Source organism: Neorhizobium sp. DAR64872/K0K18 (assembly GCF_050500175.1).
Taxonomy (GTDB): Bacteria; Pseudomonadota; Alphaproteobacteria; order Rhizobiales; family Rhizobiaceae; genus Neorhizobium; species Neorhizobium soli.
In genome coordinates, this window is sequence record NZ_CP191446.1 from 2,586,949 (window position 1) to 2,612,212 (window position 25,264).

At 60.4% G+C, this 25,264-nt stretch carries 23 protein-coding genes and 1 tRNA gene; 5 read left to right on the top strand and 19 right to left on the bottom strand.

From position 1 onward, the window contains the following. Nucleotides 1-91: 91 nt before the first annotated feature. A complete protein-coding gene (locus ACQY1P_RS18230; protein ID WP_062460699.1) occupies nucleotides 92-337 on the top strand; it encodes a hypothetical protein in 246 nt (81 codons plus the stop codon). Between the two features lie 141 nt (nucleotides 338-478). On the opposite strand, the gene ACQY1P_RS18235 is transcribed toward ACQY1P_RS18230, so the two are convergent. The 3 genes from ACQY1P_RS18235 to ACQY1P_RS18245 form a co-directional block, all read right to left on the bottom strand. Next, nucleotides 479-555, bottom strand: a tRNA-Met gene (locus ACQY1P_RS18235). A 156-nt stretch (nucleotides 556-711) separates the two neighbouring features. Beyond that, on the bottom strand, nucleotides 712-1,908 hold the full coding sequence (gene mnmA / locus ACQY1P_RS18240) for a tRNA 2-thiouridine(34) synthase MnmA (RefSeq protein ID WP_062460702.1): 1,197 nt from the start codon (nucleotides 1,906-1,908) through the stop codon (nucleotides 712-714). 178 nt (nucleotides 1,909-2,086) lie between these two features. Further along, the gene (locus tag ACQY1P_RS18245) at nucleotides 2,087-3,220 is read right to left on the bottom strand and encodes a mechanosensitive ion channel family protein (protein ID WP_430254781.1); all 1,134 of its coding nucleotides are present in this window, start codon (nucleotides 3,218-3,220) and stop codon (nucleotides 2,087-2,089) included. Nucleotides 3,221-3,326: 106 nt separating this feature from the next. Between ACQY1P_RS18245 and ACQY1P_RS18250 the strand changes: the two genes are divergently transcribed. Further along, nucleotides 3,327-3,767, top strand: coding sequence for a DUF1810 domain-containing protein (locus ACQY1P_RS18250; protein WP_092659917.1), 441 nt, complete (start codon nucleotides 3,327-3,329; stop codon nucleotides 3,765-3,767). On the opposite strand, the gene ACQY1P_RS18255 is transcribed toward ACQY1P_RS18250, so the two are convergent. From ACQY1P_RS18255 to ACQY1P_RS18265, 3 genes are all read right to left on the bottom strand, one after another. After that, nucleotides 3,768-4,841 (bottom strand): Tim44 domain-containing protein, encoded by a 1,074-nt coding sequence (locus ACQY1P_RS18255; RefSeq protein WP_062460715.1) that lies wholly within the window; start codon nucleotides 4,839-4,841, stop codon nucleotides 3,768-3,770. It lies immediately after the preceding gene. Between the two features lie 244 nt (nucleotides 4,842-5,085). Continuing rightward, nucleotides 5,086-6,681, bottom strand: coding sequence for a phosphoglycerate dehydrogenase (gene serA / locus ACQY1P_RS18260; RefSeq protein WP_062460720.1), 1,596 nt, complete (start codon nucleotides 6,679-6,681; stop codon nucleotides 5,086-5,088). A gap of 91 nt (nucleotides 6,682-6,772) precedes the next feature. Beyond that, nucleotides 6,773-7,951, bottom strand: a complete 1,179-nt coding sequence (locus tag ACQY1P_RS18265) for a phosphoserine transaminase (RefSeq protein ID WP_209901750.1) — start codon at nucleotides 7,949-7,951, stop codon at nucleotides 6,773-6,775. 367 nt (nucleotides 7,952-8,318) lie between these two features. Between ACQY1P_RS18265 and ACQY1P_RS18270 the strand changes: the two genes are divergently transcribed. Continuing rightward, nucleotides 8,319-8,582 carry a hypothetical protein gene (locus tag ACQY1P_RS18270; RefSeq protein WP_062461833.1) on the top strand — a complete coding sequence of 88 codons (264 nt, stop codon included), beginning with the start codon at nucleotides 8,319-8,321 and terminating at the stop codon, nucleotides 8,580-8,582. Nucleotides 8,583-8,605: 23 nt separating this feature from the next. Here ACQY1P_RS18270 and ACQY1P_RS18275 read toward each other — a convergent pair whose 3' ends face one another. From ACQY1P_RS18275 to ACQY1P_RS18285, 3 genes are all read right to left on the bottom strand, one after another. Then, entirely contained in the window at nucleotides 8,606-8,905 is a 300-nt protein-coding gene (locus tag ACQY1P_RS18275) for a hypothetical protein (protein ID WP_430254784.1), read from the bottom strand. 262 nt (nucleotides 8,906-9,167) lie between these two features. Beyond that, nucleotides 9,168-10,001, bottom strand: a complete 834-nt coding sequence (locus tag ACQY1P_RS18280; RefSeq protein WP_174196167.1) for an outer membrane protein — start codon at nucleotides 9,999-10,001, stop codon at nucleotides 9,168-9,170. A gap of 246 nt (nucleotides 10,002-10,247) precedes the next feature. Continuing rightward, the gene (locus ACQY1P_RS18285; RefSeq protein WP_162728259.1) at nucleotides 10,248-10,397 is read right to left on the bottom strand and encodes a hypothetical protein; all 150 of its coding nucleotides are present in this window, start codon (nucleotides 10,395-10,397) and stop codon (nucleotides 10,248-10,250) included. A 153-nt stretch (nucleotides 10,398-10,550) separates the two neighbouring features. Between ACQY1P_RS18285 and ACQY1P_RS18290 the strand changes: the two genes are divergently transcribed. Continuing rightward, entirely contained in the window at nucleotides 10,551-12,386 is a 1,836-nt protein-coding gene (locus tag ACQY1P_RS18290; protein WP_430254786.1) for a glycoside hydrolase family 15 protein, read from the top strand. 70 nt (nucleotides 12,387-12,456) lie between these two features. Here the strand turns inward: ACQY1P_RS18290 and glmM are convergent, their stop codons facing one another. From glmM to ybgC, 10 genes are all read right to left on the bottom strand, one after another. Next, complete coding sequence (gene glmM, locus ACQY1P_RS18295) at nucleotides 12,457-13,812, bottom strand: phosphoglucosamine mutase (RefSeq protein WP_430254788.1); 1,356 nt, start codon at nucleotides 13,810-13,812, stop codon at nucleotides 12,457-12,459. 252 nt (nucleotides 13,813-14,064) lie between these two features. After that, on the bottom strand, nucleotides 14,065-15,999 hold the full coding sequence (ftsH, locus tag ACQY1P_RS18300; RefSeq protein ID WP_062461836.1) for an ATP-dependent zinc metalloprotease FtsH: 1,935 nt from the start codon (nucleotides 15,997-15,999) through the stop codon (nucleotides 14,065-14,067). Between the two features lie 103 nt (nucleotides 16,000-16,102). After that, nucleotides 16,103-17,437 carry a tRNA lysidine(34) synthetase TilS gene (tilS, locus tag ACQY1P_RS18305; RefSeq protein ID WP_430254790.1) on the bottom strand — a complete coding sequence of 445 codons (1,335 nt, stop codon included), beginning with the start codon at nucleotides 17,435-17,437 and terminating at the stop codon, nucleotides 16,103-16,105. A 10-nt stretch (nucleotides 17,438-17,447) separates the two neighbouring features. After that, the gene (gene ybgF, locus ACQY1P_RS18310) at nucleotides 17,448-18,470 is read right to left on the bottom strand and encodes a tol-pal system protein YbgF (RefSeq protein ID WP_113109796.1); all 1,023 of its coding nucleotides are present in this window, start codon (nucleotides 18,468-18,470) and stop codon (nucleotides 17,448-17,450) included. Between the two features lie 305 nt (nucleotides 18,471-18,775). After that, on the bottom strand, nucleotides 18,776-19,318 hold the full coding sequence (gene pal, locus ACQY1P_RS18315; RefSeq protein ID WP_062460745.1) for a peptidoglycan-associated lipoprotein Pal: 543 nt from the start codon (nucleotides 19,316-19,318) through the stop codon (nucleotides 18,776-18,778). A gap of 173 nt (nucleotides 19,319-19,491) precedes the next feature. Then, a complete protein-coding gene (gene tolB, locus ACQY1P_RS18320; protein WP_062460748.1) occupies nucleotides 19,492-20,796 on the bottom strand; it encodes a Tol-Pal system beta propeller repeat protein TolB in 1,305 nt (434 codons plus the stop codon). An 11-nt stretch (nucleotides 20,797-20,807) separates the two neighbouring features. After that, nucleotides 20,808-21,989 (bottom strand): cell envelope integrity protein TolA, encoded by a 1,182-nt coding sequence (locus ACQY1P_RS18325; protein WP_062460751.1) that lies wholly within the window; start codon nucleotides 21,987-21,989, stop codon nucleotides 20,808-20,810. A 9-nt stretch (nucleotides 21,990-21,998) separates the two neighbouring features. Beyond that, the gene (gene tolR / locus ACQY1P_RS18330; protein ID WP_062460755.1) at nucleotides 21,999-22,457 is read right to left on the bottom strand and encodes a protein TolR; all 459 of its coding nucleotides are present in this window, start codon (nucleotides 22,455-22,457) and stop codon (nucleotides 21,999-22,001) included. 27 nt (nucleotides 22,458-22,484) lie between these two features. Further along, the gene (gene tolQ / locus ACQY1P_RS18335; RefSeq protein WP_062460759.1) at nucleotides 22,485-23,204 is read right to left on the bottom strand and encodes a protein TolQ; all 720 of its coding nucleotides are present in this window, start codon (nucleotides 23,202-23,204) and stop codon (nucleotides 22,485-22,487) included. Between the two features lie 267 nt (nucleotides 23,205-23,471). After that, nucleotides 23,472-23,921 (bottom strand): tol-pal system-associated acyl-CoA thioesterase, encoded by a 450-nt coding sequence (ybgC, locus tag ACQY1P_RS18340; RefSeq protein WP_430256729.1) that lies wholly within the window; start codon nucleotides 23,919-23,921, stop codon nucleotides 23,472-23,474. A 122-nt stretch (nucleotides 23,922-24,043) separates the two neighbouring features. Between ybgC and ACQY1P_RS18345 the strand changes: the two genes are divergently transcribed. Continuing rightward, nucleotides 24,044-25,264 (top strand): NAD-dependent epimerase/dehydratase family protein, encoded by a 1,221-nt coding sequence (locus ACQY1P_RS18345; protein WP_113165977.1) that lies wholly within the window; start codon nucleotides 24,044-24,046, stop codon nucleotides 25,262-25,264.

The following is a 25,264-nucleotide window of genomic DNA, read 5'->3' on the forward strand; positions in this document are numbered from 1 at the left end:
GGACGCCTGCGCACTCCTGCAACTTCGCGACATTGACCCTATCGGAAAGTGAGCTATTACTCATGCGAGCAAAAAGGTTCGCATCGCAATAATGGTCACCATTCTCGTAACACTGCTGGGTTTCCTGGTCCTTCTGATTGCAGCCGTGTTCTTCGCAGTTCGCGCGCGCGCGCTTGCGTACGACAAGCACTTCCGCGATCAGGTCCGCCTGCAGCGAAGACTGGAGAACCGGGAGGCCAAGCTCAAGATCAGAGCTCGCAAGCACCGCCGCAACCTCGCAAAGAAACGCCTCGCCAGGATGAAGCGGGCGAAGGCGTTAGCCGCGCGCGCGAAGTGATCGAGCAGAACAGCCGCTACCTGTGAAAACTGGCCAGCTGCAGGATTTAGCACGAGACCGTGCTGAAGAACTCAGCCGAGCGAACGCTCGCATATCTCGAGCTTGAAGCAGCAGAATATCAATCGGACAATCTGGGAAATTTGGTAGCGGAGGGCAGAATTGAACTGCCGACCTCAGGGTTATGAATCCTGCGCTCTCACCAACTGAGCTACCCCGCCACAGGGTGGATCGAGTGTCTCGATCCGTTTGGATGTGCGGCTTATAGAACCCGCGTCACTGAAGTGTCAAGCGCAGGATGGGAGAAAAACGGCGAGATTTGAACCGCTATTTTCCCGATCCCTCGTTCATTCTCCAGGCCGAATAAAACCGGTCTTTCAAGCGGCTACAGGGGTCGCCAGAAGCGCCCGCAACGATGCCTCGGCATCGGCCGCCCGTTCGGACCGTTCGACGAAGCCGCCGCCGTGGACGCGCGCATCGGCACCTTCGGCGGAATAGAGAACGCAGGCCTGACCGGGTGCCACGCCCTGCTCGCCGATCGCCAGATCGACATAGACGCCGCGCTCATCCGTATGCAGCGTGGCAGGTGACGGCGGGCGCGTCGAGCGTACCTTGGCAAAGCACGCAAAGCCGTTGCCCGCATCATCCTGCAGCGTCCCGTCGCCGATCCAGTTGACGTCGCGCAGATAGACCCGGTGCGTATCGAGCGCTTCCTTCGGCCCGACGATGACGCGGCGCGAGCGGGCATCGAGATAAACCACGTAGAGCGGCTCGCCGGTCGCAACGCCCAGACCCTTGCGCTGACCGATCGTGTAATGGACAATCCCCTCGTGGCGGCCCAGCACGCGGCCGTCCATGTGGACGATATCGCCCACCAAAGCCGAGTTCGGCTTCACCTTGGCGATAATATCGGCATATTTGCCGGCGGGGACGAAACAGATATCCTGGCTGTCGGCCTTCTTGGCAACCACCAGCCCCATGTCTTCGGCCAGCTCGCGCACCTGCGCCTTGCCCATGCCGCCCAAAGGAAACCGCAGGTAGTCGATCTGCTCCTGCGTGGTCGCAAACAGGAACCAGCTCTGGTCGCGGTCCGCATCGATCGGCCTGAACAGCGCACGGCGGCCCGGATTGTCCGCCGTAGGGTTCGGCGCCGAACGGATGTAATGGCCGGTTGCCAGCGCATCGGCGCCGAGCTCGCGCGCGGTCGCCAAAAGATCGGCAAACTTGACCGTCTGGTTGCAGGCAACGCAGGGAACCGGCGTTTCGCCCATCGCATAGGCTTCGGCAAATGGATTGATCACCGTCTCGCGGAAACGCTTCTCATAGTCGAGCACGTAATGCGGAATACCAAGCGTCTCGCAGACCCGGCGCGCGTCGTCGATATCCTGGCCGGCGCAGCAGGAACCCGCCCGGTGCACGGCCGCGCCGTGATCGTAGAGCTGAAGCGTGATCCCGATCACGTCATAGCCTTCGCGCTTCAAAAGGCCTGCCACGACTGACGAATCCACGCCGCCCGACATGGCGACCACGACGCGCGTATCTTCCGGCTTCTTGTCAAAATCCAGCGTATTCACGGGGTACTCTCTTAAAGTCTCTCAGGCCGCGGCAGCAAGCACGCCGGCAGAGTGGCACCAGATGTGCGGGATCGTCCGCGCAAAGGCTTTCAGAAAGAGGATATAGAAAGGAATGAGCTGGCGCGCAAGAGAAGCGCACTCAACCCATCTGCGCCCTCAGTGTCAGAGAGCAGCAACATCAGGACTGGAAGTTCGCGTGACGCAGGGCCGTATCCGCGACGGCGCCGTTTGCGTGCCCGTTGCTGTTGCTCGCACCTTCGACCCTTAGACGAGGCAGCGCTGCCGGATATTCCCGCTGAACGAAGTCGATGATCTTCTCGCGCATCTCGCAACGCATGTCGAACGTCTTCGGCGCGTTGTTGGCGGAGATCAGGATACGGATCTCCATCACGCTTTCCTTGAAATCCGTCACCTGAACATTGACCACGCGCCTGTCCCAGATCTTCGACTCGTTGGCGATTTCCTCGACCCTGCGCCTGATGGCGCTGACGGGAACGGAATAGTCGAGATAGATCATCACGGTGCCAATCAGGGCCGAACCTTCGCGGGTCCAGTTCTGGAACGGATTCTCGATGAAATAGGAGAGCGGCAGGATCATGCGCCGCCAGTCCCACAGCTTCACCACCACATAGGTCGACGTGATTTCCTCGACATTGCCCCACTCCCCTTCGACGATCAGCGCATCGTCGATGCGGATCGGCTGCGTGATGGCAAGCTGGATGCCGGCAAAGATGTTTTTAAGCATGGGCTGCAGGGCAAGGCCCAGCACGATACCGGCGACACCGGCGGAGGCGAGCACACTGACGCCGTATTGCTGGACGGCCGGGAAGGTCATCAGCATCGCGGCAACCGTGACGATGACGATCATCGCGCCGGCAATGCGCTCGGCAATCCGCGACTGGGTCACGTGGGTGCGGGCAAGAAGGTTGTCTTCCGCATCCAGCTTGAAGCGGCGCAGATAGACCGTCATCCAAATATGCAAAGCCGTCTTTGCGACCCAGCCGAGCACGAGGATGAAACCCAGCAGCAGCACATGCCGGATGATTTCGGCGGGTCGAGCCGCAAGCGGTGCGATAGATGATGCAAACGATACAGTGAATGTCAGAACCGTCAAACGCATCGGCCGGCGCCCGCGCGACACCAGCGATCGCCAGAACAGGTCCTTGTCTTCCACCAGCCGCTTGAAGATACCGAACGCGAAACGGTGGATCGCCAGACCAATCAGGACCGCGCCCACGAGAAGGCCGACGCTCACCATCCAGTTCGGCAGCCAGTCGGTATATTGACGAAACTCTGTAATCAAAAAATCCATCCAACCGATTTAGGGTGCAGTGCAGCATGAAACACCCCTGCCGCAAAAATTTCACAGTTGCGGTGTCTTCATGGCGGCCGTTGGGAGATGATGCGAGGAGCGCGGCATGACTGTCGATAACGGAAAATCCGACCTTACCCGGTTCGTGGATGCACAAGACCCGGTCTACGCGCAGGTCATGAGCGAACTGCGAAACGGCCGCAAAGAGTCGCACTGGATGTGGTACATTTTCCCGCAGATCGCCGGTCTTGGTCCCTCGATCATGTCACAACGCTTCGCACTTACCTCCCTGGAAGAAGCCCAGACCTATCTCGACCATCCGGTGCTTGGACCACGTCTCCTCGAATGCACGCACGCCATGCTTCCGCATGAAGGACTTACGGCGCGCACCATCCTCGGGTCCCCCGACGACATGAAGTTTCGCAGTTCGATGACGCTGTTCGATAAAGCCGCAACAGAAAAGGGCTCGCCTTTCGAGCGAGCCCTTGAGAAGTTCTTCGGCGGTCAGCGCGACGACAAGACGATCGCGCTGCTGGGAATTGGCTGATCAGGCAGCCGACTGGATGGCCGAGACCTTCCAGTCATTGGCCGGCTTGCGCACGAAGGTCCAGATCTCGACCGTTTCCGTCACGGCATTCGGATCACCTTCGGCGACAGCGCCGGTGTTGCGATCGCTGAGGAAGTCGACGCTCGAGTAGCGCATCGCAACCGTTGCGTATTCCTGGCCGTTTTCGCGCCAAGCTTCCGAAAGGTCGCCCTGCAACAGGGTCACGTCGCGGACTTCGTTCTTCACGCCATTGGTGGCGTTTTCACCAAGCTCTTCGGCCAGATAGGACATGGCTTCCGGCGTGGTGAGATTGCGAAGCTTCGCGTAGTCTTCCGCGCCATAGGCAGCCTGGACATCCGTCAGCATCTTTTCAAACAGGCCGAGATCGCGACCGGTGATACCGACTTCATCCGTGTCGGGACCCGCCTGACGCGGAGCAGACGCAGCCTGCGTGGCACCGAAGCCACCCATCGCACCGCCGCCAGAACCGATCTTAGGGATCTGGAAGCCGCCACCGTTGTTCTGCGGTGCCTGATAGGCATGGTTGTTGTTGTCACGGCTGTTACCGCCGAAACCGTTATCGCGCGCGTTGCCGGCAGGACCCGCCGGGTGCTGCTGCTGGCGACGACGGGCGAAGAAGCGGAAGGCCAGCATGGCAAGACCCGCGATCAGCGCGATCTGCAACAGCATGCCGAACATGCCGGCCATACCGCCAAAACCGTTGCCCATCATCATGCCGAACAGGCCACCGAGAGCCAGACCGCCGAGAAGACCACCAGCCATGCCGCCGAACAGGCCACGACGCGGCTGAGCCGCCTGGGCGCCTGCGCCGTTAGCAGGAGACGCTGCGTTCTGCTGCGTGTTGGGCGTCATCGAACGATTGATGCCGGTCGCCGTGCCCGGTGCCGTGTTCGTGGTCGGCGGCGGTGCGAATGTGCGTGTACCGCGGCTGCCGAAGCTGGAACCGCCGCCGGCGCGGCGCGCCTCCGCCATATCGACGGCTGTTAGCGAAACTGCCATTCCGACCGCGAAGATCGCGAAGAGTTTCTGGAAACGCCGAAGCTTGGATAACATTGGTTTCTCCTCTGGCCGCCCGATGCGGTCGTGATCCTAGATATAGAGAGTGGCAGGCAATTATTTTAGAGCCACCACCATCTTTTCCCGTCGAAGTAGATATCGGACGATGAAACGGGAGCCAAGCGATGCAAATACAACCAGCGGGAGATTTAGCGTATGGACCGATCACATCGGCTTGATCACAACGAAAAAGCCCGGCGCGCTGGCACCGGGCTTTTTCTTGGTCAACCGGGAGGATGGTTTACTCGACGTTGAAGACCAGCTGGCGGGCCTGACGGATCGCCGGGTTGGCGGTCAGGCGGGCAAGCACGTCGTTCGAAACAGGACCATCGACATAAAGCAGCGCGATCGCATCGCCGCCATCCTTCTCGCGGCCGAGATGGAAGTTGGCGATGTTGACGCCGGCATCACCGAGCGTGGTGCCCATGAAGCCGATCATGCCGGGTACGTCGGTATTGGAGATGTAGACCATGTTGGCGCCGACATCGGCGTCCATGTTGATGCCCTTGATCTGGATGAACCGCGGTTTGCCGTCCGAAAACACGGTGCCGGCGACGGAACGGCTCTGCTTGTCGGTGGTGACCGTCAGCTTGATGTAGCCGTCATAGACACCGGTCTTGTCGCGCTTGACCTCGGACAGGACGATGCCTTTTTCCTTGATCATGATCGGCGCGGAAACCATGTTCACGTCTGCCACCTGGTTACGGATCAAACCAGCCAGAAGCGCGGAGGTGAGCGCCTTGGTGTTCATTCCGGCCGTTGCGCCATCAAACAGGATCTCGATTTCCTTGATCGGATCTTCCGTGACCTGACCAACGAAGGCACCGAGAACATCGGCAAGACGGATGAACGGCTTCAGGATCGGTGCTTCTTCAGCGGTGATCGAGGGCATGTTGATGGCGTTGGAAACGGCACCCTTGACCAGATAGTCCGACATCTGTTCAGCCACCTGCAGCGCAACGTTCTCCTGGGCTTCCGTGGTGGAGGCGCCCAGATGCGGCGTGCACACGACGTTGTCGAGACCAAACAGCGGGCTTTCCGTCGCAGGCTCGACTTCGAACACGTCGAAACCAGCACCGGCGACATGGCCGGACTTGATGGCTTCAGCAAGCGCTGCCTCATCGACGAGACCGCCGCGGGCGCAGTTGATGATCCGCACGCCCTTCTTGGTCTTGGCAAGGTTTTCCTTGCCGAGAATGCCGCGGGTCTTGTCGGTCATCGGAACATGCAGGGTGATGAAGTCGGCGCGCGCCAGTAGATCGTCCAGCTCGACCTTCTCGACGCCCATGTCCAGCGCGCGTTCAGCCGAGAGGAAGGGGTCGTATGCGATGACATGCATGCCGATGCCGATTGCCTTCTTGCAGACGATGCCGCCGATATTGCCGGCGCCGATGACGCCAAGCGTCTTGCCGGTGATTTCGACACCCATGAACTTCGACTTTTCCCACTTGCCGGCCTGCGTCGAGGCATCGGCCTGCGGCAGCTGGCGGGCAACCGCAAACATCAGGGCAATCGCATGTTCGGCGGTCGTGATCGAGTTGCCGAACGGCGTGTTCATGACGATGATGCCGCGCTTGGAGGCAGCCGGGATGTCGACATTGTCGACGCCGATACCGGCGCGGCCGATGACCTTGAGGTTGGTCGCAGCAGCGATCAGCTTCTCGGTCGCCTTTGTGGCGGAACGGATGGCGAGGCCATCGTAATTGCCGATGATTTCGGCGAGCTTGTCCTTGTCCTTGCCGAGCTTCGGCTGGAAATCGACTTCGACGCCGCGATCGCGAAAGATCTGGACAGCGGTTTCGGAGAGTTCGTCGGATACGAGAACGCGAGGTGCCATGGGTTGGGCTCCTGATAAGGGGTGTAATCTCTAAATGCGGATGAAACGGTGCCGCGTCCCTAGACGGGTGAGCGGCGGCACCGGAATTCGATCAGGCAGCGGCCTTGGACAGCGCGGCCTTCTGCGTTTCGAACGCATAGGTGAGCCACGGCATCAGCGCCTTCATGTCCGCCTCTTCGACGGTGGCGCCAGCCCAGATGCGCAAGCCCGACGGTGCGTCGCGGTAAGCGCCGACGTCGAGTGCGACGCCTTCCTTTTCGAGGATTGAGGTCACGCCCTTGGCAAAGGCTGCCTGTGCGTCAGCGTCGAGAGCGGCGACATCGGCATCGGCGATCTTCAGGCAGACCGAGGTGTTGGAGCGCGTCTCATCGACCTGCGCCAGATTGGCGATCCAGTCGTTGGCCGCCACGAAATCGAAGATCACCTTCGCATTGGCGTCGGCACGGGCGATCAGCGCCTTGAGGCCGCCGAGCGACTTTGCCCACTGCAGTGCATCGATATAGTCCTCGACGCAGAGCATCGACGGCGTGTTGATCGTCTCGCCCTTGAAGATGCCTTCGGAAATCTTGCCGCCCGAGGTCATGCGGAAGATTTTTGGAAGCGGCCACGCCGGGACGTAGCTTTCAAGACGGGCGACAGCGCGCGGCGACAGGATGATCATGCCGTGGCCACCCTCGCCGCCCAGCACCTTCTGCCAGGAGAAGGTGGTGACATCGAGCTTGGCAAAATCGAGGTCCTGCGCAAATGCGGCCGACGTTGCGTCGCAGATGGTGAGGCCCTTGCGGTCATCAGGGATGAAGTCGGCATTCGGAACGCGAACGCCAGACGTCGTGCCGTTCCAGGTGAAGACCACGTCACGGTCGAAATCGATAGTGGAAAGGTCGGGAAGAACGCCGTAATCGGCCTCGATCTTGCGGACATCCTTCAGCTTCAGCTGCTTGACCACGTCGGTGACCCAGCCGGCACCAAAACTCTCCCAGGCGACCATGTCGACGCCGCGTTCGCCAAGCAGCGACCACATCGCCATTTCAACGGCGCCGGTGTCGGATGCGGGAACGATGCCGATACGGTAATCGGCCGGAACGTTCAGAACTTCACGGGTGAGATCGATGGCCTGCTTGAGCTTGTCCTTGCCAACCTTGGCGCGGTGCGAACGACCGAGCGGGGCATCGGAGAGAGCGTCGAGCGACCAACCGGGGCGCTTCGAGCAAGGGCCAGAAGAAAAATGGGCGTTATTCGGACGCAGGTCCGGCTTTGCGGCAGTGGCCATATGTATACCCTTCCAGGTAATTGGCTCCTCGTTGGGGAGGAGTGTCCCGCCGCCGTGGATAGTGGAAAGATGAGAGAAGCGCAAGTGGAAATGGGTTTCTGGAGAGTGCGGCTAGCAAGATCGCGCTGATGGAGCCGGAGTAGCACAAGACCGGGATCGGTCTGCTAGCATATGTTTGATATGCCGATTCCCCGACTGATCACCCTTGCAAAGTTCAAAGACTATCGCGCCAATACTGTCGAAATGGCGTGCAGCCCTGCAACGTCAGTGCGTCTTCAGCAATATGAGTTTGAAGCCCGCAGCCTATCGGGAAACTTTTCTCCGCCCTGGCTGTTTGACAGCTTACCTACAAATCCAGGAGCAGACCATGAAACGCTTTCTTGTACTGGCTGCAGCAGGCCTCCTCACGGCCTGCTCGACATCACAGGTCGACCTTTCCCCCATCCCCGGGAGCATCACATACAAAGGGCAGCCTCACACGCGGCTGAAAAACGCACCGGTGGGCAGCAGGATACCCCATGAATTTCGCAACCAGTTCGGTGAACGGATCAGCGAAACTTACGTCATCGAACCTGATCGTAGCCTGCGCATAATCGACAGACACAGGATCGACGGTCCGTTCGATGACTGACCGTCGATCAGACTTCCCTGTTGTCAGTAACGTGGCCGACGTCTTGGATCACAATCCTGGCGATCAAGCCTGTCGATGTCGTCGATCACGCCTCTGCCTCCGTGCAACGCGAGGCAGGTTCGGCCGTCGAACATGAGTGCGTAGCTGCCGCGCCGGTCCGAAATGCGTCCAACATCGCGAAAGCCCTGGTCGCGCAGATCGTCTTTCACGGCATTGATGCGCCGTCCAACGTAGTCATCAAGGTATCTCTGGGCCGATGCCGAACCGGCAAACGCTGATACTGCAAGGCCAGCTACAACCGTCGAAACAAAATACTTCTTCATTCATCCTCTCCCACTGCGCGATCAAAATCGCGTTTATCGACAATTTGGGCGGAGAGTGCGTTCGTCAAGAGTTCGTGATTGGCTGCCGATGCGGTTGGTGCTGTGACCGCTCTATCGCGCAGTCCTCGTAACGATCCCGGTGTCCCAGTGAGATGATAGGGCGAAAGCAGCCGGGCCAAACGGAAATTCGTCTTCGTCGGGGCCGCCAAACGAAAAAAGGCCGCCGGGAAGGCGACCCTTTTTCTCGAGATCGAGATGAAGCTTACTTGTAGACCAGCGGAGCCGGTTCCGGCTCGTAGGCGACGGGTGTCGCGCAGCCGCCGAAGACGTAGCGAGCGCCAAGGCGTGCTTCGTGGCTGTAGAAGCCCTTGTCGCGGCCCGGGCCACCATTCGAGGCGTAACCGAACATGTCGCCGCCGTCGACATAGCGGAAGCGGTAGCCGACATCGGCCTTGACGTTGCAGGTCACGTCGATGGTCGCGCCAGCCATCAGGGCACCGGTCGCGCGCCACGAGCCCTTGCCGCCGTGTTCAACCGAATCATCGCACAGCGCCGGGTTTCCGGTGGCGCAGGACGTGTTGCGCAGCTTGTCCCATTTCACGTAGGTCGCACCGATACCGGCGCCGACATAGGGCGTGAAATACGCATAGGTGCCGAGGTCGACATAGACGTTGGCGAGAAGGCTATACGCCCTCATCGAGGCGCGATCCTTGGAAATGCAGTCCGTCGCCACGCCGCAACTGCCGCTTGTCGACCCCTCGAAGTCGCTCTTCGTCAGGTAATCGAATGTCACGTCCGAGCGCAGGTAGTTGTTGATCTGGTAACCGACACCACCGCCGAACGTGAAGCTGTCGTCGATATCCGTCGACCGGAAATCCGTTTCGCTTTCCGAGCTGCCGCCTTGAAAGAACTTGGCGCCGCGCAGCTTGTTGAAGGAATAACCGACGTCGCCGCGCAGGTACCACCCGGTCGACTCCTGAACCGTCACTTCCGGTGCATCCTGAAAGGCTTCCGGCTGCGGCTGATAGACATCCGCGGAATAGGCAACGGTGGTCGTCAGCAAGAACGCCATCGTGGCTGCTAGGCACTTCTTCATGGCTCATCTCCAAGCTTGTCGCGTCAATGGCAGGCACGACGCCCGGCCACCTCTTTGACAATGAAGAATGAAGAAAAAAGGTTAAATGCTGATTAACTATAACCCCAGCAAGGTTATATTCGTGAAGATTTGCGGTTAACAGCACACTGCTCTTAACGACATGTTCACATTATATAAGTGAATTCTAAAAAATTATGGGCGAATTTTTCGTGAATGACGCCCTCGCCTGCCGCCCTCTCGCGTCGGTCAGCCTTCCCGGTCCGCTTTGGCTTTGCGTTTCAGCTCGGCCACGGATCGAAGATGGTCGGCGAGCGCAGTCCTCAGTTTTTCCTGCTCATGCCTTGCGACAAGTTTGACCGCTGCCCTGCGGACAGCTTCGATTTTCACGTGCTGCATCTCTTCCATCCCGTCCTTGCGGGAAAGAGAACGCACCATCTCGAAGTTCGATCCCTAAAAAATCAGGGGTAACTTCTTGGCGAGCCGAGACATTATCGGCGAACCGATCTGCTGCTTCGGAGTTGTCCGTTTTGCATAGGAAAGGGTCAGGTTTTGACACAACTGAATACCGATACTGGGAAATCATTGGCGGTCCACGCCAACGTGCCGCGACCGATCGCCGAACATGGTGCGGTCGGCAATCTGAGAACCCTAGCGCTGGTTGCGCGCGATGGTGCGATCGATTTTCTCTGCTGGCCGGATCTGGACAGTCCCAGCATCTTCGCCGCACTCCTCGATCCGGAAAAGGGCGGCGCGTTCGAGCTTTCGCCTGACATCGACGATGCCCGTCGTCTGCAGATGTATATCCCCGAGACCAACGTCCTCCTCACCCGCTGGCTCGGACAGCACCAGAGCGCCGAAGTGGTCGATCTGATGCCGGTGCCAAAAACCGAGGACGGGGTAGAGAACCTGATCCGCCGGGTTGAAGTTACCCGCGGCGAGATGACCTTTTCGCTGCGTTGCTGGCCGCGCTTCGACTATGCCCGCAAGGTGCCCGAGGTCACGGTCGACGGCGGCGTGTCAACGTTCCGCTGCGGTGATTTCACCCTTCGCCTCTCGGGCCCGGTGACCTTCGAAAACGAAGACGGCGGCGTCAGCGCCAGGTTTTCGTTGAAAGCCGGAGAGACGGCCGACTTTGTTCTGGACGGAAATGACGGCGACGTCTGGGATAAGGACGCTGTCAGCGCTGCAATCGAGGACGCCATAGAATACTGGCAGGGCTGGGCAAAACGCTCGACCTATACCGGTCGCTGGCGCTCCTCCGTCACCCGCTCGGCACTGGCGCTCAAGCTTTTGACCTCGCAAAAGAACGGTTCCATCGCCGCAGCGGGCACATTCGGTTTGCCCGAAGCTCCGGGCGGCCCGCGAAACTGGGATTACCGTGCGACCTGGATCCGGGATGCCTCCTTCACGATCTACGCGCTGATGCGCCTTGGCTATCAGGACGAAGCGAACGCATTTTCCCATTGGCTCGTCGACAGGACGGACCGGTCGCCAGGTGGGGAAATACAGATCATGTACAATCTCGATGGCAGTCGCGTCGACACCGAACAGGAACTCGACCACCTCTCGGGCTATGGCGGTGCCAAACCCATCCGCGTCGGCAACAATGCCGCCGAACAGATCCAGCTCGACATCTACGGCGAGCTTCTCGATTCGGTCTATATAAGCAACAAATACGGCGAGGCGATCTCCCACGACAACTGGAATGCTGTCCGGCGCATCGTCGACCATGTCTGCGACATCTGGCAGGACGCCGATGCCGGCATCTGGGAAATCCGCAGCGAGCCGCAGGAACATCTGCATTCCCGGCTCATGTGCTGGGTCGCTGTCGATCGCGCCATCCGGCTGGCTCAGAAGCGGTCGCTAACAGCTCCGTTCGGACGCTGGGTCGAGGCACGCAATGCCATCAGCGACGACATCTGGGCAAACTTCTGGAATGCCGATCTCGGGCACTTCGTTCATGCCAAGGGCGGCAGTGATCTCGACGCGTCCATGCTGATGATGCCGCTCGTGCGCTTCATCAGTGCCACCGACCCGGCCTGGCTGGCGACGCTCGATGCAATCGGCAATGAACTTGCCGATGATGCGCTCGTCATGCGCTACAAGCGCAAGGACGGCCTGGACGGCGATGAAGGCTTCTTCGCCGCCTGTTCATTCTGGTATGTGGAGTGCCTCGCCCGCGCCGGTCGCCTGGCGGAAGCCGAGATCAACATGGAAAAGCTGCTCCTGTTCGGCAATCACCTGCAGCTCTATGCGGAAGAATTCGATCCGCGCGGTGAGTTCCTCGGCAATTTTCCGCAGGCCTTTACCCACCTCGCCCTGATCAGCGCCGCCTTCTACCTCGACGGCGCACTGGACGGCAAGTTCAGACAGTGGCGGCCGTAACCAGCGAACGGCCACGAGGTCGCGCCCCCTCTCCCGTCATAGCCGGGAGAGGCTAGATCCGAACGATCCGTCAGGCCGCTTCCGGTCTGGCGTTGGCAATCACCGTGACGAGATCGCCGACGATGCGCTCGACCTGGGCCCGGTCGTCGCCTTCAGCCATGACACGGATCAGCGGCTCGGTGCCCGACGGGCGGATGACGAGGCGGCCCTTGGTGGCAAGCTCGGCTTCCGCATCCGCGATCGCCTGCCGCACAGCGGCATTTTCCAGCGGCTTTCCACCGGCAAAGCGTACGTTTTTCAACAGCTGCGGCACCGGCTCAAACCGGCGGCAGACTTCGCTCACCGGGCGATCGAGCCGCTTGACGCGGGCAAGAATCTGCAAGGCTGCGACAAGACCGTCACCGGTGGTGCCGAAATCCGACAGCACGATATGACCGGACTGTTCGCCACCCACGTTGAAATCGTGATTGCGCATGTGCTCGACCACATACCGGTCGCCGACCTTGGTGCGCGCAAGCGTCAGGCCCTTCGTCTCCATGAAGCGCTCGAGCCCGAGATTGGACATGACGGTCGCGACAATGCCGCCACCGGTCAGCTTGTCGTCTTCCGCCCAGCTTTCGCCGATAACCGCCATCAGCTGGTCGCCGTCGATGATATCGCCATTCTCGTCGACGATGATGACACGGTCCGCGTCGCCGTCGAGCGCAATGCCAATATCGGAGCGCGTCTCGTGGACCTTGCGCTGCAGCGCCGCCGGGCTGGTTGAGCCGCAATCGAGATTGATGTTGGTGCCGTTCGGCTCGTTGCCGATAGTGACCACTTCGGCGCCGAGCTCCCACAGAGCCAGCGGCGCGACCTTGTAGGCGGCACCATTCGCACAATCGATCGCGACCCGAAGACCGTGCAGCGTCACGTCACGCGGGAGCGTGCGCTTGGCCTGTTCGATATAACGGTAGATATCGCCCTCGACGCGCTTGGCGCGACCGATATCGGCCGATTTTGCCAGCTGCGAATGGAGGTCGCTGTCGAGCAGATCCTCGATCCGCATTTCCAGCTCATCGGAAAGCTTGTAGCCGTCGGGGCCGAACAGCTTGATGCCGTTATCCTCGAACGGGTTGTGTGAAGCGGAAATCATCACGCCGACATCCGCACGCAGCGAGCGCGTCAGCATGGCAACGGCGGGCGTCGGGATCGGGCCAAGCAAAAACACGTCAAGGCCGGCTGCGGTAAAGCCCGCGACCATGGCATTTTCCAGCATGTAGCCGGAAAGACGGGTATCCTTGCCGATCACCACGCGGTGGCGGTGCGTTCCGTTGCGAAAAATTGTTCCGACGGCAATACCGACGCGCATCGCGAGATCTGGCGTCATCGGATAGACGTTAGAATGCCCGCGGATGCCATCAGTCCCAAAATAGCGGCGTGTCATGTAAGCTCCCTGGTACACGCGCTCTCAAAAGCGCGGTCTTCGCCCGGTTATGTCTGTATGTGCAACATGCCCGAGCGGATCGGCGGCACTGCCGTCCAAGATCGGCTCATGCCACAGTTCATCTGCGTTGGCACCTAAATTACCGTCAAAATCGCTTATATCCCGTTACCGAACCAGCCCCGCTGAAGTCTATAAGCAAAAGCCGCCGCGGATGTTTCCGCAGCGGCTTCAATAGGTTTGATGCAGTAGAGATTAGTGCGGCTGAGGTTCAAGACCGCCTTCGGGCGCATCGCCCTTCGGCTCGTCCTTCTTTGCACCGGCGCTCGGCACAGCCGAACCACGGCTTGGCGTCGAATCGTCGCCAAGGTCGCGCGACGGCTTCTGGCCGAGAATCAGCGCTCTGATTTCGTCACCCGAAAGGGTTTCGTACTCGAGAAGGCCCTCAGCGATGGCCACGAACTGATCGTGGTATTCGGTCAGGATATGGCGCGCTTCCGTATAGGCTTCGTCGATCAGACGGCGCACTTCGCTGTCGATCTTCTGGGCCGTCGATTCGGACACGTTCTTCGACTGCGAAACCGAATGTCCGAGGAAGACTTCCTGCTGGTTTTCACCATAGGCGACCTGACCGAGGATGTCGGAGAAGCCCCACTGGGTGACCATGGCACGCGCAAGCTTGGTCGCCTGCTCGATGTCAGAGGATGCACCGGACGTGATGTTTTCCTTGCCGAATGTCAGTTCTTCGGCAACGCGGCCACCCATCATGATGGTCAGGCGCGACACCATCCACTTGTAGCTCATCGAATAGCGGTCGCCTTCCGGCAACTGCATGACCATGCCGAGCGCACGGCCGCGCGGAATGATGGTCGCCTTGTGCAGCGGATCGGCAACGGCCACCTTGAGGGCGGTGATCGCATGACCGGCTTCGTGATAGGCGGTAAGCTTCTTTTCGGCTTCGGTCATGGCGGACGAGCGACGCTCGGCACCCATCATGATCTTGTCCTTGGCGTCTTCGAATTCCTGCATGGTGACAAGGCGCTTGTTACGGCGGGCTGCCATCAGGGCAGATTCGTTGACGAGGTTCATGAGGTCGGCACCGGAGAAACCGGGCGTACCGCGGGCAAGAACCTTGAGATCCACATTCGGAGCGAGCGGCACGTTGCGTGCATGCACCTTGAGGATGCGTTCGCGACCGACGATGTCAGGGTTCGGCACGACGACCTGACGGTCGAAACGGCCTGGACGCAGAAGAGCGGGATCGAGAACATCAGGGCGGTTGGTCGCGGCGATGAGGATGATGCCCTCGTTTGCCTCGAAGCCATCCATCTCGACCAGAAGCTGGTTCAGCGTCTGCTCCCGTTCGTCGTTACCACCGCCGAGGCCTGCGCCACGATGACGGCCGACGGCGTCGATTTCGTCGATGAAGATAATGCAAGGCGCATTCTTCTTCGCCTGCTCGAACATGTCACGCACACGGGATGCACCGACACCGACGAACATTTCGACGAAGTCCGAACCGGAGATCGTGAAGAACGGCACGTTGGCTTCACCTGCCACCGAACGGGCGAGCAGCGTCTTACCGGTGCCCGGAGGGCCGACAAGCAGCACGCCGCGCGGGATACGACCGCCGAGACGCTGGAACTTCTGCGGATCGCGCAGGAATTCGACGATTTCCTCGAGGTCAGCCTTGGCTTCGTCGACGCCGGCAACGTCCTCAAACGTGACGCGGCCATGCGCTTCGGTCAAAAGCTTCGCCTTCGACTTGCCGAAGCCCATCGCACCGCGTGAGCCACCCTGCATCTGGCGCATGAAGAACAGCCAGACACCGAGGATCAGCAGCATCGGCAACAGCGTGCCGATATAGCTCAGGAAGCCAGACGATCCGTCTGTCTCGGGGCGAGCCATGATCGAGACGTTCTTCGACTGAAGACGCTCCATCAGGCTGTCATCGATGACCGGGGAGTATGTCTGGAAATTGGTGCCGTTCTCGGTATAGGTGCCGAGGACACGATTGCCGGTCACGACGACGTCGCGAACGCGGCCGGAATCCACGTCACGCAGGAACTGCGAATACGGAATTTCGCGCGAGGACGTCTGCGACGGCGCCGTCTGGAACATGCTGAACAAAGCGATCAGCAGCAGGGCTATAATGGCCCAGAGGGCAAAATTGCGAAAATTTGGGTTCATCGAACTCCCCAGTATGCCAACGGTCACATCATGGCGACCGCCCTTCTTGGAACCTAACATAGGGTTGAGCTTTGGCATTGCCAAGGCGAACCGGCACGGACGCCTAGCTTTTCCGCTGCGAAAGCTTAACCGGAAGCGGGGGTATATCGTCGCATCCGACCAAATCGGCGAACTGGGCTGCAATCTCGAGCTCGAACTGCGACAGGAAGCGTTCGAACGTCCCCAGGACCGGGTGCATGTCAATCGCGTGCAGCAGGCCAGTTTCGAGTGTTTGCACCTGTGGCATTGCCGCCATGGCCCGCATCGCGACCGACCCGGGCGCATTCGGGAAAAGCGAGCCCGCCAGCGTGCGATCGGGAATGGTCGGCCCGATCACGATTTCGCTATTGGTTGGGTTGTGGACGCGGTATCGGCCATCGCAGACCTTCACCGCCCCCGCCGCGATGCGAACAGGGTTCAGATTGCGGCTTTCCCGGTAAAGATACAGCCCATCCCGACGCAGATCGAGGATGACCCGCCCTCCAGACATTCGGCCGAGGTGCCGGCCATCCAGAAATGCCGCGACCCGTGTCATCGTCTCGGTCGAAGGAATGTGTTCCCGTCCGCCCAGGAGCGCGATGAGATGTCCGAGCAGATGGTCCCGAGCCAGTGGATCGCCGCCCAATGCTTCGACCGGAAGATAAGCCAGAACCCCATGGCTGATCGTCAGCTGCTCGCGGGCCAGTTCCGCCGCGAGACTGGAAAGGGACGTTCGCGAAGCGCCGGCCGCAGCGATCTCGTCCATCGTCACCGTTTCGATGCCCGTCAGAGCATTTCGAGTTCTGACCCTCTCGTAATGGCTGTCGAGGTTGCTCGGGTCGTCGATCCAGCCCTCGCCTCCCGCTGCAAGAAAATCCCGGATCGCTGAGCGACGCACAGACAGAAACGGTCGCAGCAGCCAGCGCCGTCTGTCGAGCAGGACTGCACCTGCCATGCCCGCCAGACCCAGGTTGCCCTTCGTGCCGTTGCGCACTGCGCGCATCGCCACCGTTTCGATCTGGTCATCCAGCGTATGGCCCGTGAGGATGGCGGTGGCTGCGATCTCGTCAGCGATCTCCATCAGCAGCCGGTAGCGAGCTTCTCGTGCAGCAGCCGGAATGCCGGTCGTTGGTTTGTCGCCGTCCCAGCGGCGGATTGTGTGGGGAATGCCCTTGCGTGCGCAAAGAGATGCCACCGCGCCGGCCTCCGCGCCTGATTCGGCTCGCAGCGCATGATCGATCGTGGCAGCGGCAAGTTCGATCCCGCCTTCCGGGTCAGTAGCCAGCGCCTCCTGAAGCGCGAGCAGAAGCCCGGTCGAATCACTGCCGCCGGAGATCCCCACAAGCAGTTTCGCCGGCCTTGAAAGACCGGCGAGAAATTCACGAACCGCTGACTGCGGGGATGGATCCGGGGTGGTCACCGCCGCAGGATCAGCAGGACAGCCGCTTCTGCTCGGTCGTCACCTTGCCGAGCACGGCGCGCTGCGCATTTGGATAGCGCTTGGGTACCTCGCGAAGCGTCGCGCAGGCCGTATCCTTGTTGTCGAGAGCCGCAAGCGACATGCCGAGCTTCAGCAGCATTTCCGGCGCCTTGGCGGACTTGCCGTAGGTCTGGTGCGCGTTGAGAAAGGTCTTTGCCGCATCGGCATATTTCGCCTGCGAGAACTGCGCTTCGCCGAGCCAGAAATTGGCGTCTGCGGCCCTTGAGCTCTTCGGGTAGCTGGCGAGGTAGCTGGAGAATTCTTTCTCGGCGAGCGGGTAGTCGCCGGAAAGAACATGGTCATAGGCGATCTTGTAGCTGTCGCCCTCACTGCCAAGCGAGGCCGTCTGCTGCGGATCCTGCGACCCACCGCTGCGCGACGAGCCGGAAGCAACACCGGGAAGACCGGCCGAATTGCGGGCATTGTCGTTGCGGGACGCACCGACAGTATTTCCGCTCGTGTCGAGATTCATCGATCCAAGCGTTGTTGGCGCAGGTGCGGCGCGGTTGCCTGTGGTCGCGGATGGGCTGGATGGCTCACCGATGATGCGAGCCACGTCGTCGGCGCCTTGCGCGGCGGGTGGGGAGGTTTCGCCGGAGGAAGCCGAAGACGAAGGGCGGTTGGACGCCACGGCCGGTTGCCCGCCCGTGTCGCCCAAGTCGCTTCTCTTCTTCTTTTCCAGGTCCTGGAAACGGAATTCGTTATCTTCCTGCGTTTTGCGCAGTTGTTCCTGCATCTGCAGGAGCTGATAACTCATTTCCTCGATACGGCCGTTAAGCTGCCGTACCTCTTCCTGAAGCTGCTGCGTCCGGACGGCATCGCCGCCCTGCGCGAGGATCACAGGCCGTTGTTCGGCCTGCGGCTGTTGCGGAACGCTTTGCTCGCCCTGGAAGAGTTTCGGAAATGAGAAGGCCCCAGCAGGGCCCGCCATCGCCGCCAGCCCCAGCATCGCTGCCAAGACAATTTTCTTCATGTCGTCCGTCCTGCTTCCCGCGCTTCGGCCCTTAAGCCGGAATGGCTTTCGGAAAGAACGAAGCGCAACCTATGTTCTACAACGCGCTGTGCGCATCGGAAACCCGGTGCGCGGCGCTGTAGCTTGCGCCGGATTGGCGCAATACGGATTTTTCTGAACTGCCGTCAAAAAGCAACCAAGTCGACGTTCAAAATCAAGGGAAACGGGGCCAAACTAAGGAAAAACAAAAAAGGTGGCGCGAAGGCCACCTTTTCTCACCAAAATGTCATGTGTGGAACGGGGACTGGCCCCGCCCCTCACCGGCATTACATGCCAGCGCCACCGAGAACGGTAACCGCGCGGCGGTTCTGCGACCAGCAGGAGATGTCGTCGCAAACTGCGACCGGACGTTCCTTGCCGAAGGAAATGGTCTTGATGCGGTTGGCAGGAATGCCGCGCGAAGCAAGATATTCCTTGGTGGACGAAGCGCGACGGGCGCCGAGTGCCAGGTTGTATTCGCGTGTACCGCGTTCGTCGGCATGGCCTTCGACGGTGATCGCGTAGTTCGGGTAACGCTGCAGCCACTGAGCCTGACGATCGAGCGTCTGCTGGGCATCTGCACGGATCGAGGTCGAGTCCGTATCGAAGAAGATCCGGTCGCCGACATTGACCGTGAAGTCCTGGCTCGAGCCAGGTGTTGCCGAGCCGCCGGCACCACCGCCGTTGAGGCCAAGGTCACCCGCGTTGTTCGGAAGGTTCTTCTTGTTGGCGCAGCCTGCGAGAGCGAGGGCCAGCGTCAGAGCGATGACGGCCGGGTTGCGAGCGAGGGTCTGCATACGGCTCATCGCCGGGGTATGAATGCGGCTCATGGCCGTTCTCTCCTTGATCATTTAATTTAAGAGTTGCCGAACTCTAACGGATTTAGGTTAACCATGATCAAACGCTTATGGTTAACGAATTCCTTCCGGTGCCCTATTTTTCAGTCGTTCGCTGCCGGTTGGAACGCAAGCGCGGCAGATCTGCCGCGCCTCAAACGTGCCTCCTATTCAAGAAGCGGCGACCAGGCCGGGTCGGACCCGAATGCCGGTGTCTTGACCATCTGCTCGTTATAGCCGCTGAGATCGATCGAATACAACTGCGGACCACCGGCGCCGGCGTTCTGGCGGAAGAACATCAGAACACGCCCGTTCGGTGCCCAGGTCGGACCCTCGTTATGGAAGCCCGATGTCAGAATGCGCTCGCCAGAACCGTCCGGACGCATCACGCCGATCGAGAACTTTCCGCCCGACTGCTTGGTGAACGCGATCAGATCGCCACGCGGCGACCAGACCGGCGTCGAATAGGAACCATCGCCGAACGAGACGCGGCTCTGGCCCGAACCGTCTGCACCCATCACATAGATTTGCTGGCGGCCGCCACGGTCGCTTTCGAACGTGATGCGCGCACCATCGGGCGAATAGGATGGCGCGGTATCGATCGCAGCCGTCGACGTCAGGCGCGTCGTCGTGCGCGAACGCAGGTCCATCGTGTAGATATTGGCGTTGCCTTCCTGCTGAAGGCTCATGATCACCTTCTGACCGTCAGGCGAGAAGCGCGGCGAGAACGTCATGCCGGGGAAATTGCCCACCACTTCGCGCTGTCCGGTTTCCAGCTGCAGCAGGTAGACCCGCGGCTGGTTGCCCTCGAACGACATGTAGGTGACTTCCTGGCGGCTTGGCGAAAAGCGCGGCGTCAGCACGAGATCCTTGGTGCCGGTCAGCATGCGGACGTTGAAACCGTCCTGGTCCATGATTGCCAACTGCCGCTGACGGGCAGTCTTCGGACCGCTTTCGGATACGAACACGACGCGGGTGTCAAAGTAGCCCTGCTCGCCGGTGATCTGCTTATAGATCGCGTCGGCGATGATGTGCGCCAGACGACGCCAGTTTTCCGGCTGAGTAAAGAACTGCTGGCCGGTCATCTGCTGGCCGGCAAACGTATCCCAGAGACGGAATTCGGCGCGCAGACGACCGTCGCCTTCACGGCTGACACGGCCGACGACCAGCGCCTGGGCGTTGATCGCCTTCCAGTCTTCGAAACGCGGCGCGCGGCCCGGATCGGTGATCTTTTCGATGAACGCCTGCTTGTTCACAGGCGCAAAGAGGCCCGAGCGCTGAAGATCAGCGGCGATAACCTGCGAAATCTGCGGTCCAAGCTCGTTGTTGGACAGGAAATCGGTAATCGCGATCGGCAGCGGCTCGACATTGCCCTTGTTGATGTTGATCTCGACCACCGCGTTTGCGGGGTTGGAGATCGCGGCAGCACCGGCGGACGCCATCATGAGCCCGAGGAAGGAACGTCTGATCATGGTTTGGCCTTTCAAAGCATATCAAGATCGCTGGGGCTGAAGTTCACGATGACTTCGCTCCACGCATCGTATTTGTCTGCCGGCAGGTTCTTGAACGGCGACGAACGCAAGACAGCGCGGCGCGCGCTGGATTCGAGCGTCCGGCGGGCCGTATCTGAACCGCCGCTTGAGGAAACTTCGGGTTCGCCGACGATCATGCCCGACTGGTCGAGCCGCATATGGACGCGGATGACCACGCCTTCTGCACCTTCGATGCCGGCGATATAGGACCAGTTCTTGCCAATCTGGCCGCGCAGTGCGTCCATTTCGCTGACGCTGAGCTTCGAACCGGTGGATGGCTTCGTGCTGCCCGTGGAAGCAGGCGAAGTCGAACGCTTCGCACCGCCGCCGGACGCGTCCTGCTTGTTGAGGAGCGCTGCGATCTGGTCGGCATTGAAGTCGCTGGCCTTGGAAGACGAGGACTTGGCCGTCTCCTGCTTCTTGCCTTCCTTCTTGTCGGTCGGCTTTGAAGCTTCCGTCGCCTTGGTATCCGCCTTGGCGGTTTCTGTCGGCTTCGGCGGGTCAGGCTTCTTCTCGACCGGCTTTTCGACGGGCTTTGCCTGCTCCTTCGGCGGTTCCTGCTTCGGCTTGGCGGCCGGCAGCGGAACGCTGTCGGGAAGCGGCGCTTCCTCGGTCTTGGCTTCGGTCGGAGTTGGGGTCGGTGGCGGTGTCTCGGCCTTGGGCGGCGTCGGCTCGGGCTTTGGCGGGGTCGGCTCCGGCTTCGGCTGCGGCAGCGCTGCCACTTCCTGAGGCTTCGGCGCCGTCTCTTCCTTGACGATATCCTTGACCTGGTTGTCCTCGTCCGTCGGGGTCGGCGTCGGGCGCTCCACCGGCTTTGGCGCGGCGGCGGCTTCGGTCTTCAGGGGCTTCTTGGCGGGTGTCGGCGGGGACTTCAGGTCGATGTCGCTCTCGCCGGCATTCTCGGCGTTTTCGACGACCTTCTGGTTCTTGGTTTCCTTCACCGAAGGCTTTTCGGTGAGAGGCGCCTTCTTGTCACCCTGCTGCATCTGGGTGATCGATTCCACCGGGACGATGTCGACCGGAAGCGCCTCGACGTCGGCGACGTTGAGCTGCATCGGTGAACTCAGCGAGACAAGCGCCCAGCCGAGAAGCACCGAATGGAGAACCAGCGATGTGCCGATACTACCCTTCATGGCGTGGGATCACTGCTCCTGTTCCTGAAGGGTAACGAGGCCGAGGTTCTTGTAACCGGCAGACGAAATGCGGGCCATGACCTTCATCACCACGCCATAGGCAGCGGCAGTGTCGCCACGCACATAGATGCGCTCGTTATAGCCGGTCGTGGCGATCGCCTGCAGCTTCGGCAGGATCTCGTCGATCGTGATCGGGGTTTCCTGCAGGAAGATCTGCCCTTCCGGATTGACCGAAACGGTGATCGGCTGCGTATCGGAATTCATCGCCTTGGCCTGGGTTTCAGGCAGGTCGATCGGCACGCCGACAGTCATCATCGGTGCGGCGACCATGAAGATGATGAGAAGCACGAGCATGACGTCGACAAGCGGCGTGACGTTGATTTCGCTGATCGCGCCGCTACGGCTGCGCCCACCGCGACGTCCGCGACGACCGCCTCCCGACTTTGCTCCTCCGGCCGACATGCCCATGGTGCTTACTCCTGGCGTTGTGCCTGATTACTGAGCGGCCTGGCGTGGCTGCAGCTTCTCGTCGATCTGGCGCGAAAGGATGGCCGAGAACTCATCGGCAAAGCCTTCCATCCGTGATGAAAGCTTGCCAGCCTCGCCCATGAAACGGTTGTAGGCGATAACCGCCGGGATAGCGGCGACGAGGCCGATGGCGGTTGCCAGCAGCGCTTCGGCGATACCCGGTGCAACGACCGCAAGGTTGGTGGACTTCGATCCTGCAATCGCCTGGAAGGAGGTCATGATACCGATGACGGTACCGAACAGACCGATGAACGGACCGGCCGAACCGATGGTCGCCAGCGAACCGAGACGCGCCTCGTAGGCTTCGCCTTCGCGCGACATCGTCACGTCCATGGCGCGGTCGATACGCATCTGCAGACCGATCGGCGAACGGGCGCCGCGCTCAAAGCTTTTCTTCCACTCGCGCATGGCAGCGACGAAGATGGCGGCAAGGCCGGTGTTCTGGCGCTCGCCAAGGGTGCGGTAGAGTTCTTCGAGCGACTGACCCGACCAGAAGACCTGTTCGAACTGATCGAACTGGCGCCGCGCCTTGGCAAAGCTCATATATTTGTCGATGACGATCGCCCAGGTCCAGACCGAGGCACCCATGAGCCCGATCATCACCATCTTGACGATCAGTCCGGCCTGCATGAACAGCGCCCAAAGGCTCACGTCATGCGTCGCAGCTTCCAGAGCTACCTGTTCCATCTGTCTTCAATCCCCGAATCCAAACGCCCGGCATTTCACAACCGGGCGGGTTCCAAAGCGCGCTCTCGCGAGAATGTTTCTGTCCGCCGAGATCGCCGCCTAACGCCCAAGATGTCCTGAGTTTTCAGCTTGGCTTCTCGCCTTCAAATTTGGTCAAAGGAAGGCGTGCGTTGCACAAATTCCTCACGGGTTAGTAAGACTACATTATCGTTAATAATGTGTTACGGCCGCAAGCTTGATCAGCGCTTTGGCTCTATTGTCTAAAGCTCAGATCGGCGCTGTCAGAAACTTCTCCGCGATCGCCTCCGGCAGTCGTCGTGGACGGCCGTGTCTGTTGATGACGGCGATGACCACCTTCGCCGCGATCAGCAGCGTTTCGCCGCGGCGGATTTCCTGGGTCAGCACCATCTTGGCGCCACCGGCCTTTTCGGTGATCGTCCGGATCGTCAGGATATCGTCCATCTGGGCCGGTTGCTTGAAGTCGATCTCCATGCGGTGCACGACGAAGACCAGCCCCTCCTCATCCGCCGACAGAAGCACGCTCTGTTCGCAGCCGAGGCAACGCAGATAATCGGTTCGGCCGCGCTCGAGAAAGTGCAGGTAGCGGGCGTGATAGACGAGGCCGGAGAAGTCCGTGTCCTCGTAATAGACCCGCTGGACGAGGCTGTGACCGCCCTCGATCAGTTCTCCGGATAACAAAAAATTCTGCTCTGTCATAAGCTTGCCTTGAAATTCCATCTTCATCCCCTGGATAAAGGCGGAATACCGATCCACTTTCGGTGTCCTGTCATACTTCCCGCCCGCATAAAATAGGGCACCCGCGAACGGAGAGAACATTCATGAAGATTGCAGTCCTTGGCGGCGATGGTTTCGTCGGCTGGCCGACATCGCTTCACCTGTCCGATGCCGGCCACGAGGTGCATATTCTCGATAACCTGTCGCGCCGCTGGATCGATACGGAACTCGGTGTTCAGTCGCTGACGCCGATGGACAGCATTCAGGAACGGACCCGCATCTGGCACGCCGAGACCGGCCGCCGCATCCACTTTCACCTGATCGACCTTGCCAAGGATTACGAGCTTCTGAAGGGTTGGCTGGCGGCAAACCGTCCAGACGCCATCATCCATTTCGCCGAACAACGGGCAGCGCCCTATTCGATGAAGAGCGACCGCCACAAGAACTACACTGTCAACAACAACGTCAACGCCACGCACAATCTGTTGAATGCCATGGTCGAGCTCGATCTCGACGCGCATCTCATCCACCTGGGCACAATGGGTGTCTATGGCTACTCGACCGTCGGCGCGGCGATCCCGGAAGGCTACCTTCCTGTTGGCATCGAGACGATGGATGGGCGCACGGTTAGCCAGGAGATCCTCTATCCAAGCAATCCCGGCTCGATCTACCACATGACGAAATGCCTCGATCAGCAGCTGTTTGCGTTCTACGCGAAGAACGACGGCCTGCGGATCACCGATCTCCACCAGGGCATCGTCTGGGGAACCCACACGGAGCAGACCCGCCGCCACGAGCAGCTGATCAACCGGTTCGATTACGACGGCGATTACGGCACGGTTCTCAACCGCTTCCTGATCCAGTCGGCGATCGGCTATCCGCTGACCGTCCACGGAACCGGCGGGCAGACCCGGGCCTTCATCCACATCCAGGATTCGGTACGCTGCATCGAGATCGCGCTCAACACACCGCCCGCCCGAAACAACCGGGTCGAGATCTTCAACCAGATGACGGAAACCCACCGGGTCCGTGATCTCGCCGAAATGATCTCCAAGATGAGCGGCGCCCAGATTGCCTGGCTGCCCAACCCGCGCAAGGAAGCCCCTGAAAACGATCTCGTCGTGAAGAACGACAAGTTCCTGAGCCTCGGCCTGCAGCCGACCACGCTCGGCGAAGGACTGCTCGCCGAGATCGTTGATGTCGCGAAGAAATATGCCTACCGCGTCGATCGCAGCCGTGTGCCCGCCGTTTCCGCCTGGACGCGCGATATCGCCGCCAAGGTCGAGCACGATCCGGAAGGCATGCGGCTGAAATCCGTCTCGTGA

What these genes read in the sequence shown, in the direction of transcription:
- ACQY1P_RS18285 (WP_162728259.1), bottom strand. Translation starts at nt 10,397, where the DNA reads ATGCAGCACGTGAAAATCGAAGCTGTCCGCAGGGCAGCGGTCAAACTT.
- ACQY1P_RS18230 (WP_062460699.1), top strand. Translation starts at nt 92, where the DNA reads ATGGTCACCATTCTCGTAACACTGCTGGGTTTCCTGGTCCTTCTGATT.
- ACQY1P_RS18255 (WP_062460715.1), bottom strand. Translation starts at nt 4,841, where the DNA reads ATGTTATCCAAGCTTCGGCGTTTCCAGAAACTCTTCGCGATCTTCGCG.
- ybgF (WP_113109796.1), bottom strand. Translation starts at nt 18,470, where the DNA reads ATGAAGAAAATTGTCTTGGCAGCGATGCTGGGGCTGGCGGCGATGGCG.
- ACQY1P_RS18265 (WP_209901750.1), bottom strand. Translation starts at nt 7,951, where the DNA reads ATGGCCACTGCCGCAAAGCCGGACCTGCGTCCGAATAACGCCCATTTT.
- ACQY1P_RS18250 (WP_092659917.1), top strand. Translation starts at nt 3,327, where the DNA reads ATGACTGTCGATAACGGAAAATCCGACCTTACCCGGTTCGTGGATGCA.
- ACQY1P_RS18270 (WP_062461833.1), top strand. Translation starts at nt 8,319, where the DNA reads ATGAAACGCTTTCTTGTACTGGCTGCAGCAGGCCTCCTCACGGCCTGC.
- ACQY1P_RS18275 (WP_430254784.1), bottom strand. Translation starts at nt 8,905, where the DNA reads ATGAAGAAGTATTTTGTTTCGACGGTTGTAGCTGGCCTTGCAGTATCA.
- glmM (WP_430254788.1), bottom strand. Translation starts at nt 13,812, where the DNA reads ATGACACGCCGCTATTTTGGGACTGATGGCATCCGCGGGCATTCTAAC.
- tolQ (WP_062460759.1), bottom strand. Translation starts at nt 23,204, where the DNA reads ATGGAACAGGTAGCTCTGGAAGCTGCGACGCATGACGTGAGCCTTTGG.
- ACQY1P_RS18325 (WP_062460751.1), bottom strand. Translation starts at nt 21,989, where the DNA reads ATGAAGGGTAGTATCGGCACATCGCTGGTTCTCCATTCGGTGCTTCTC.
- tolR (WP_062460755.1), bottom strand. Translation starts at nt 22,457, where the DNA reads ATGGGCATGTCGGCCGGAGGAGCAAAGTCGGGAGGCGGTCGTCGCGGA.
- ACQY1P_RS18280 (WP_174196167.1), bottom strand. Translation starts at nt 10,001, where the DNA reads ATGAAGAAGTGCCTAGCAGCCACGATGGCGTTCTTGCTGACGACCACC.
- ACQY1P_RS18345 (WP_113165977.1), top strand. Translation starts at nt 24,044, where the DNA reads ATGAAGATTGCAGTCCTTGGCGGCGATGGTTTCGTCGGCTGGCCGACA.
- tolB (WP_062460748.1), bottom strand. Translation starts at nt 20,796, where the DNA reads ATGATCAGACGTTCCTTCCTCGGGCTCATGATGGCGTCCGCCGGTGCT.
- ybgC (WP_430256729.1), bottom strand. Translation starts at nt 23,921, where the DNA reads ATGACAGAGCAGAATTTTTTGTTATCCGGAGAACTGATCGAGGGCGGT.
- ACQY1P_RS18245 (WP_430254781.1), bottom strand. Translation starts at nt 3,220, where the DNA reads ATGGATTTTTTGATTACAGAGTTTCGTCAATATACCGACTGGCTGCCG.
- ftsH (WP_062461836.1), bottom strand. Translation starts at nt 15,999, where the DNA reads ATGAACCCAAATTTTCGCAATTTTGCCCTCTGGGCCATTATAGCCCTG.
- pal (WP_062460745.1), bottom strand. Translation starts at nt 19,318, where the DNA reads ATGAGCCGCATTCATACCCCGGCGATGAGCCGTATGCAGACCCTCGCT.
- serA (WP_062460720.1), bottom strand. Translation starts at nt 6,681, where the DNA reads ATGGCACCTCGCGTTCTCGTATCCGACGAACTCTCCGAAACCGCTGTC.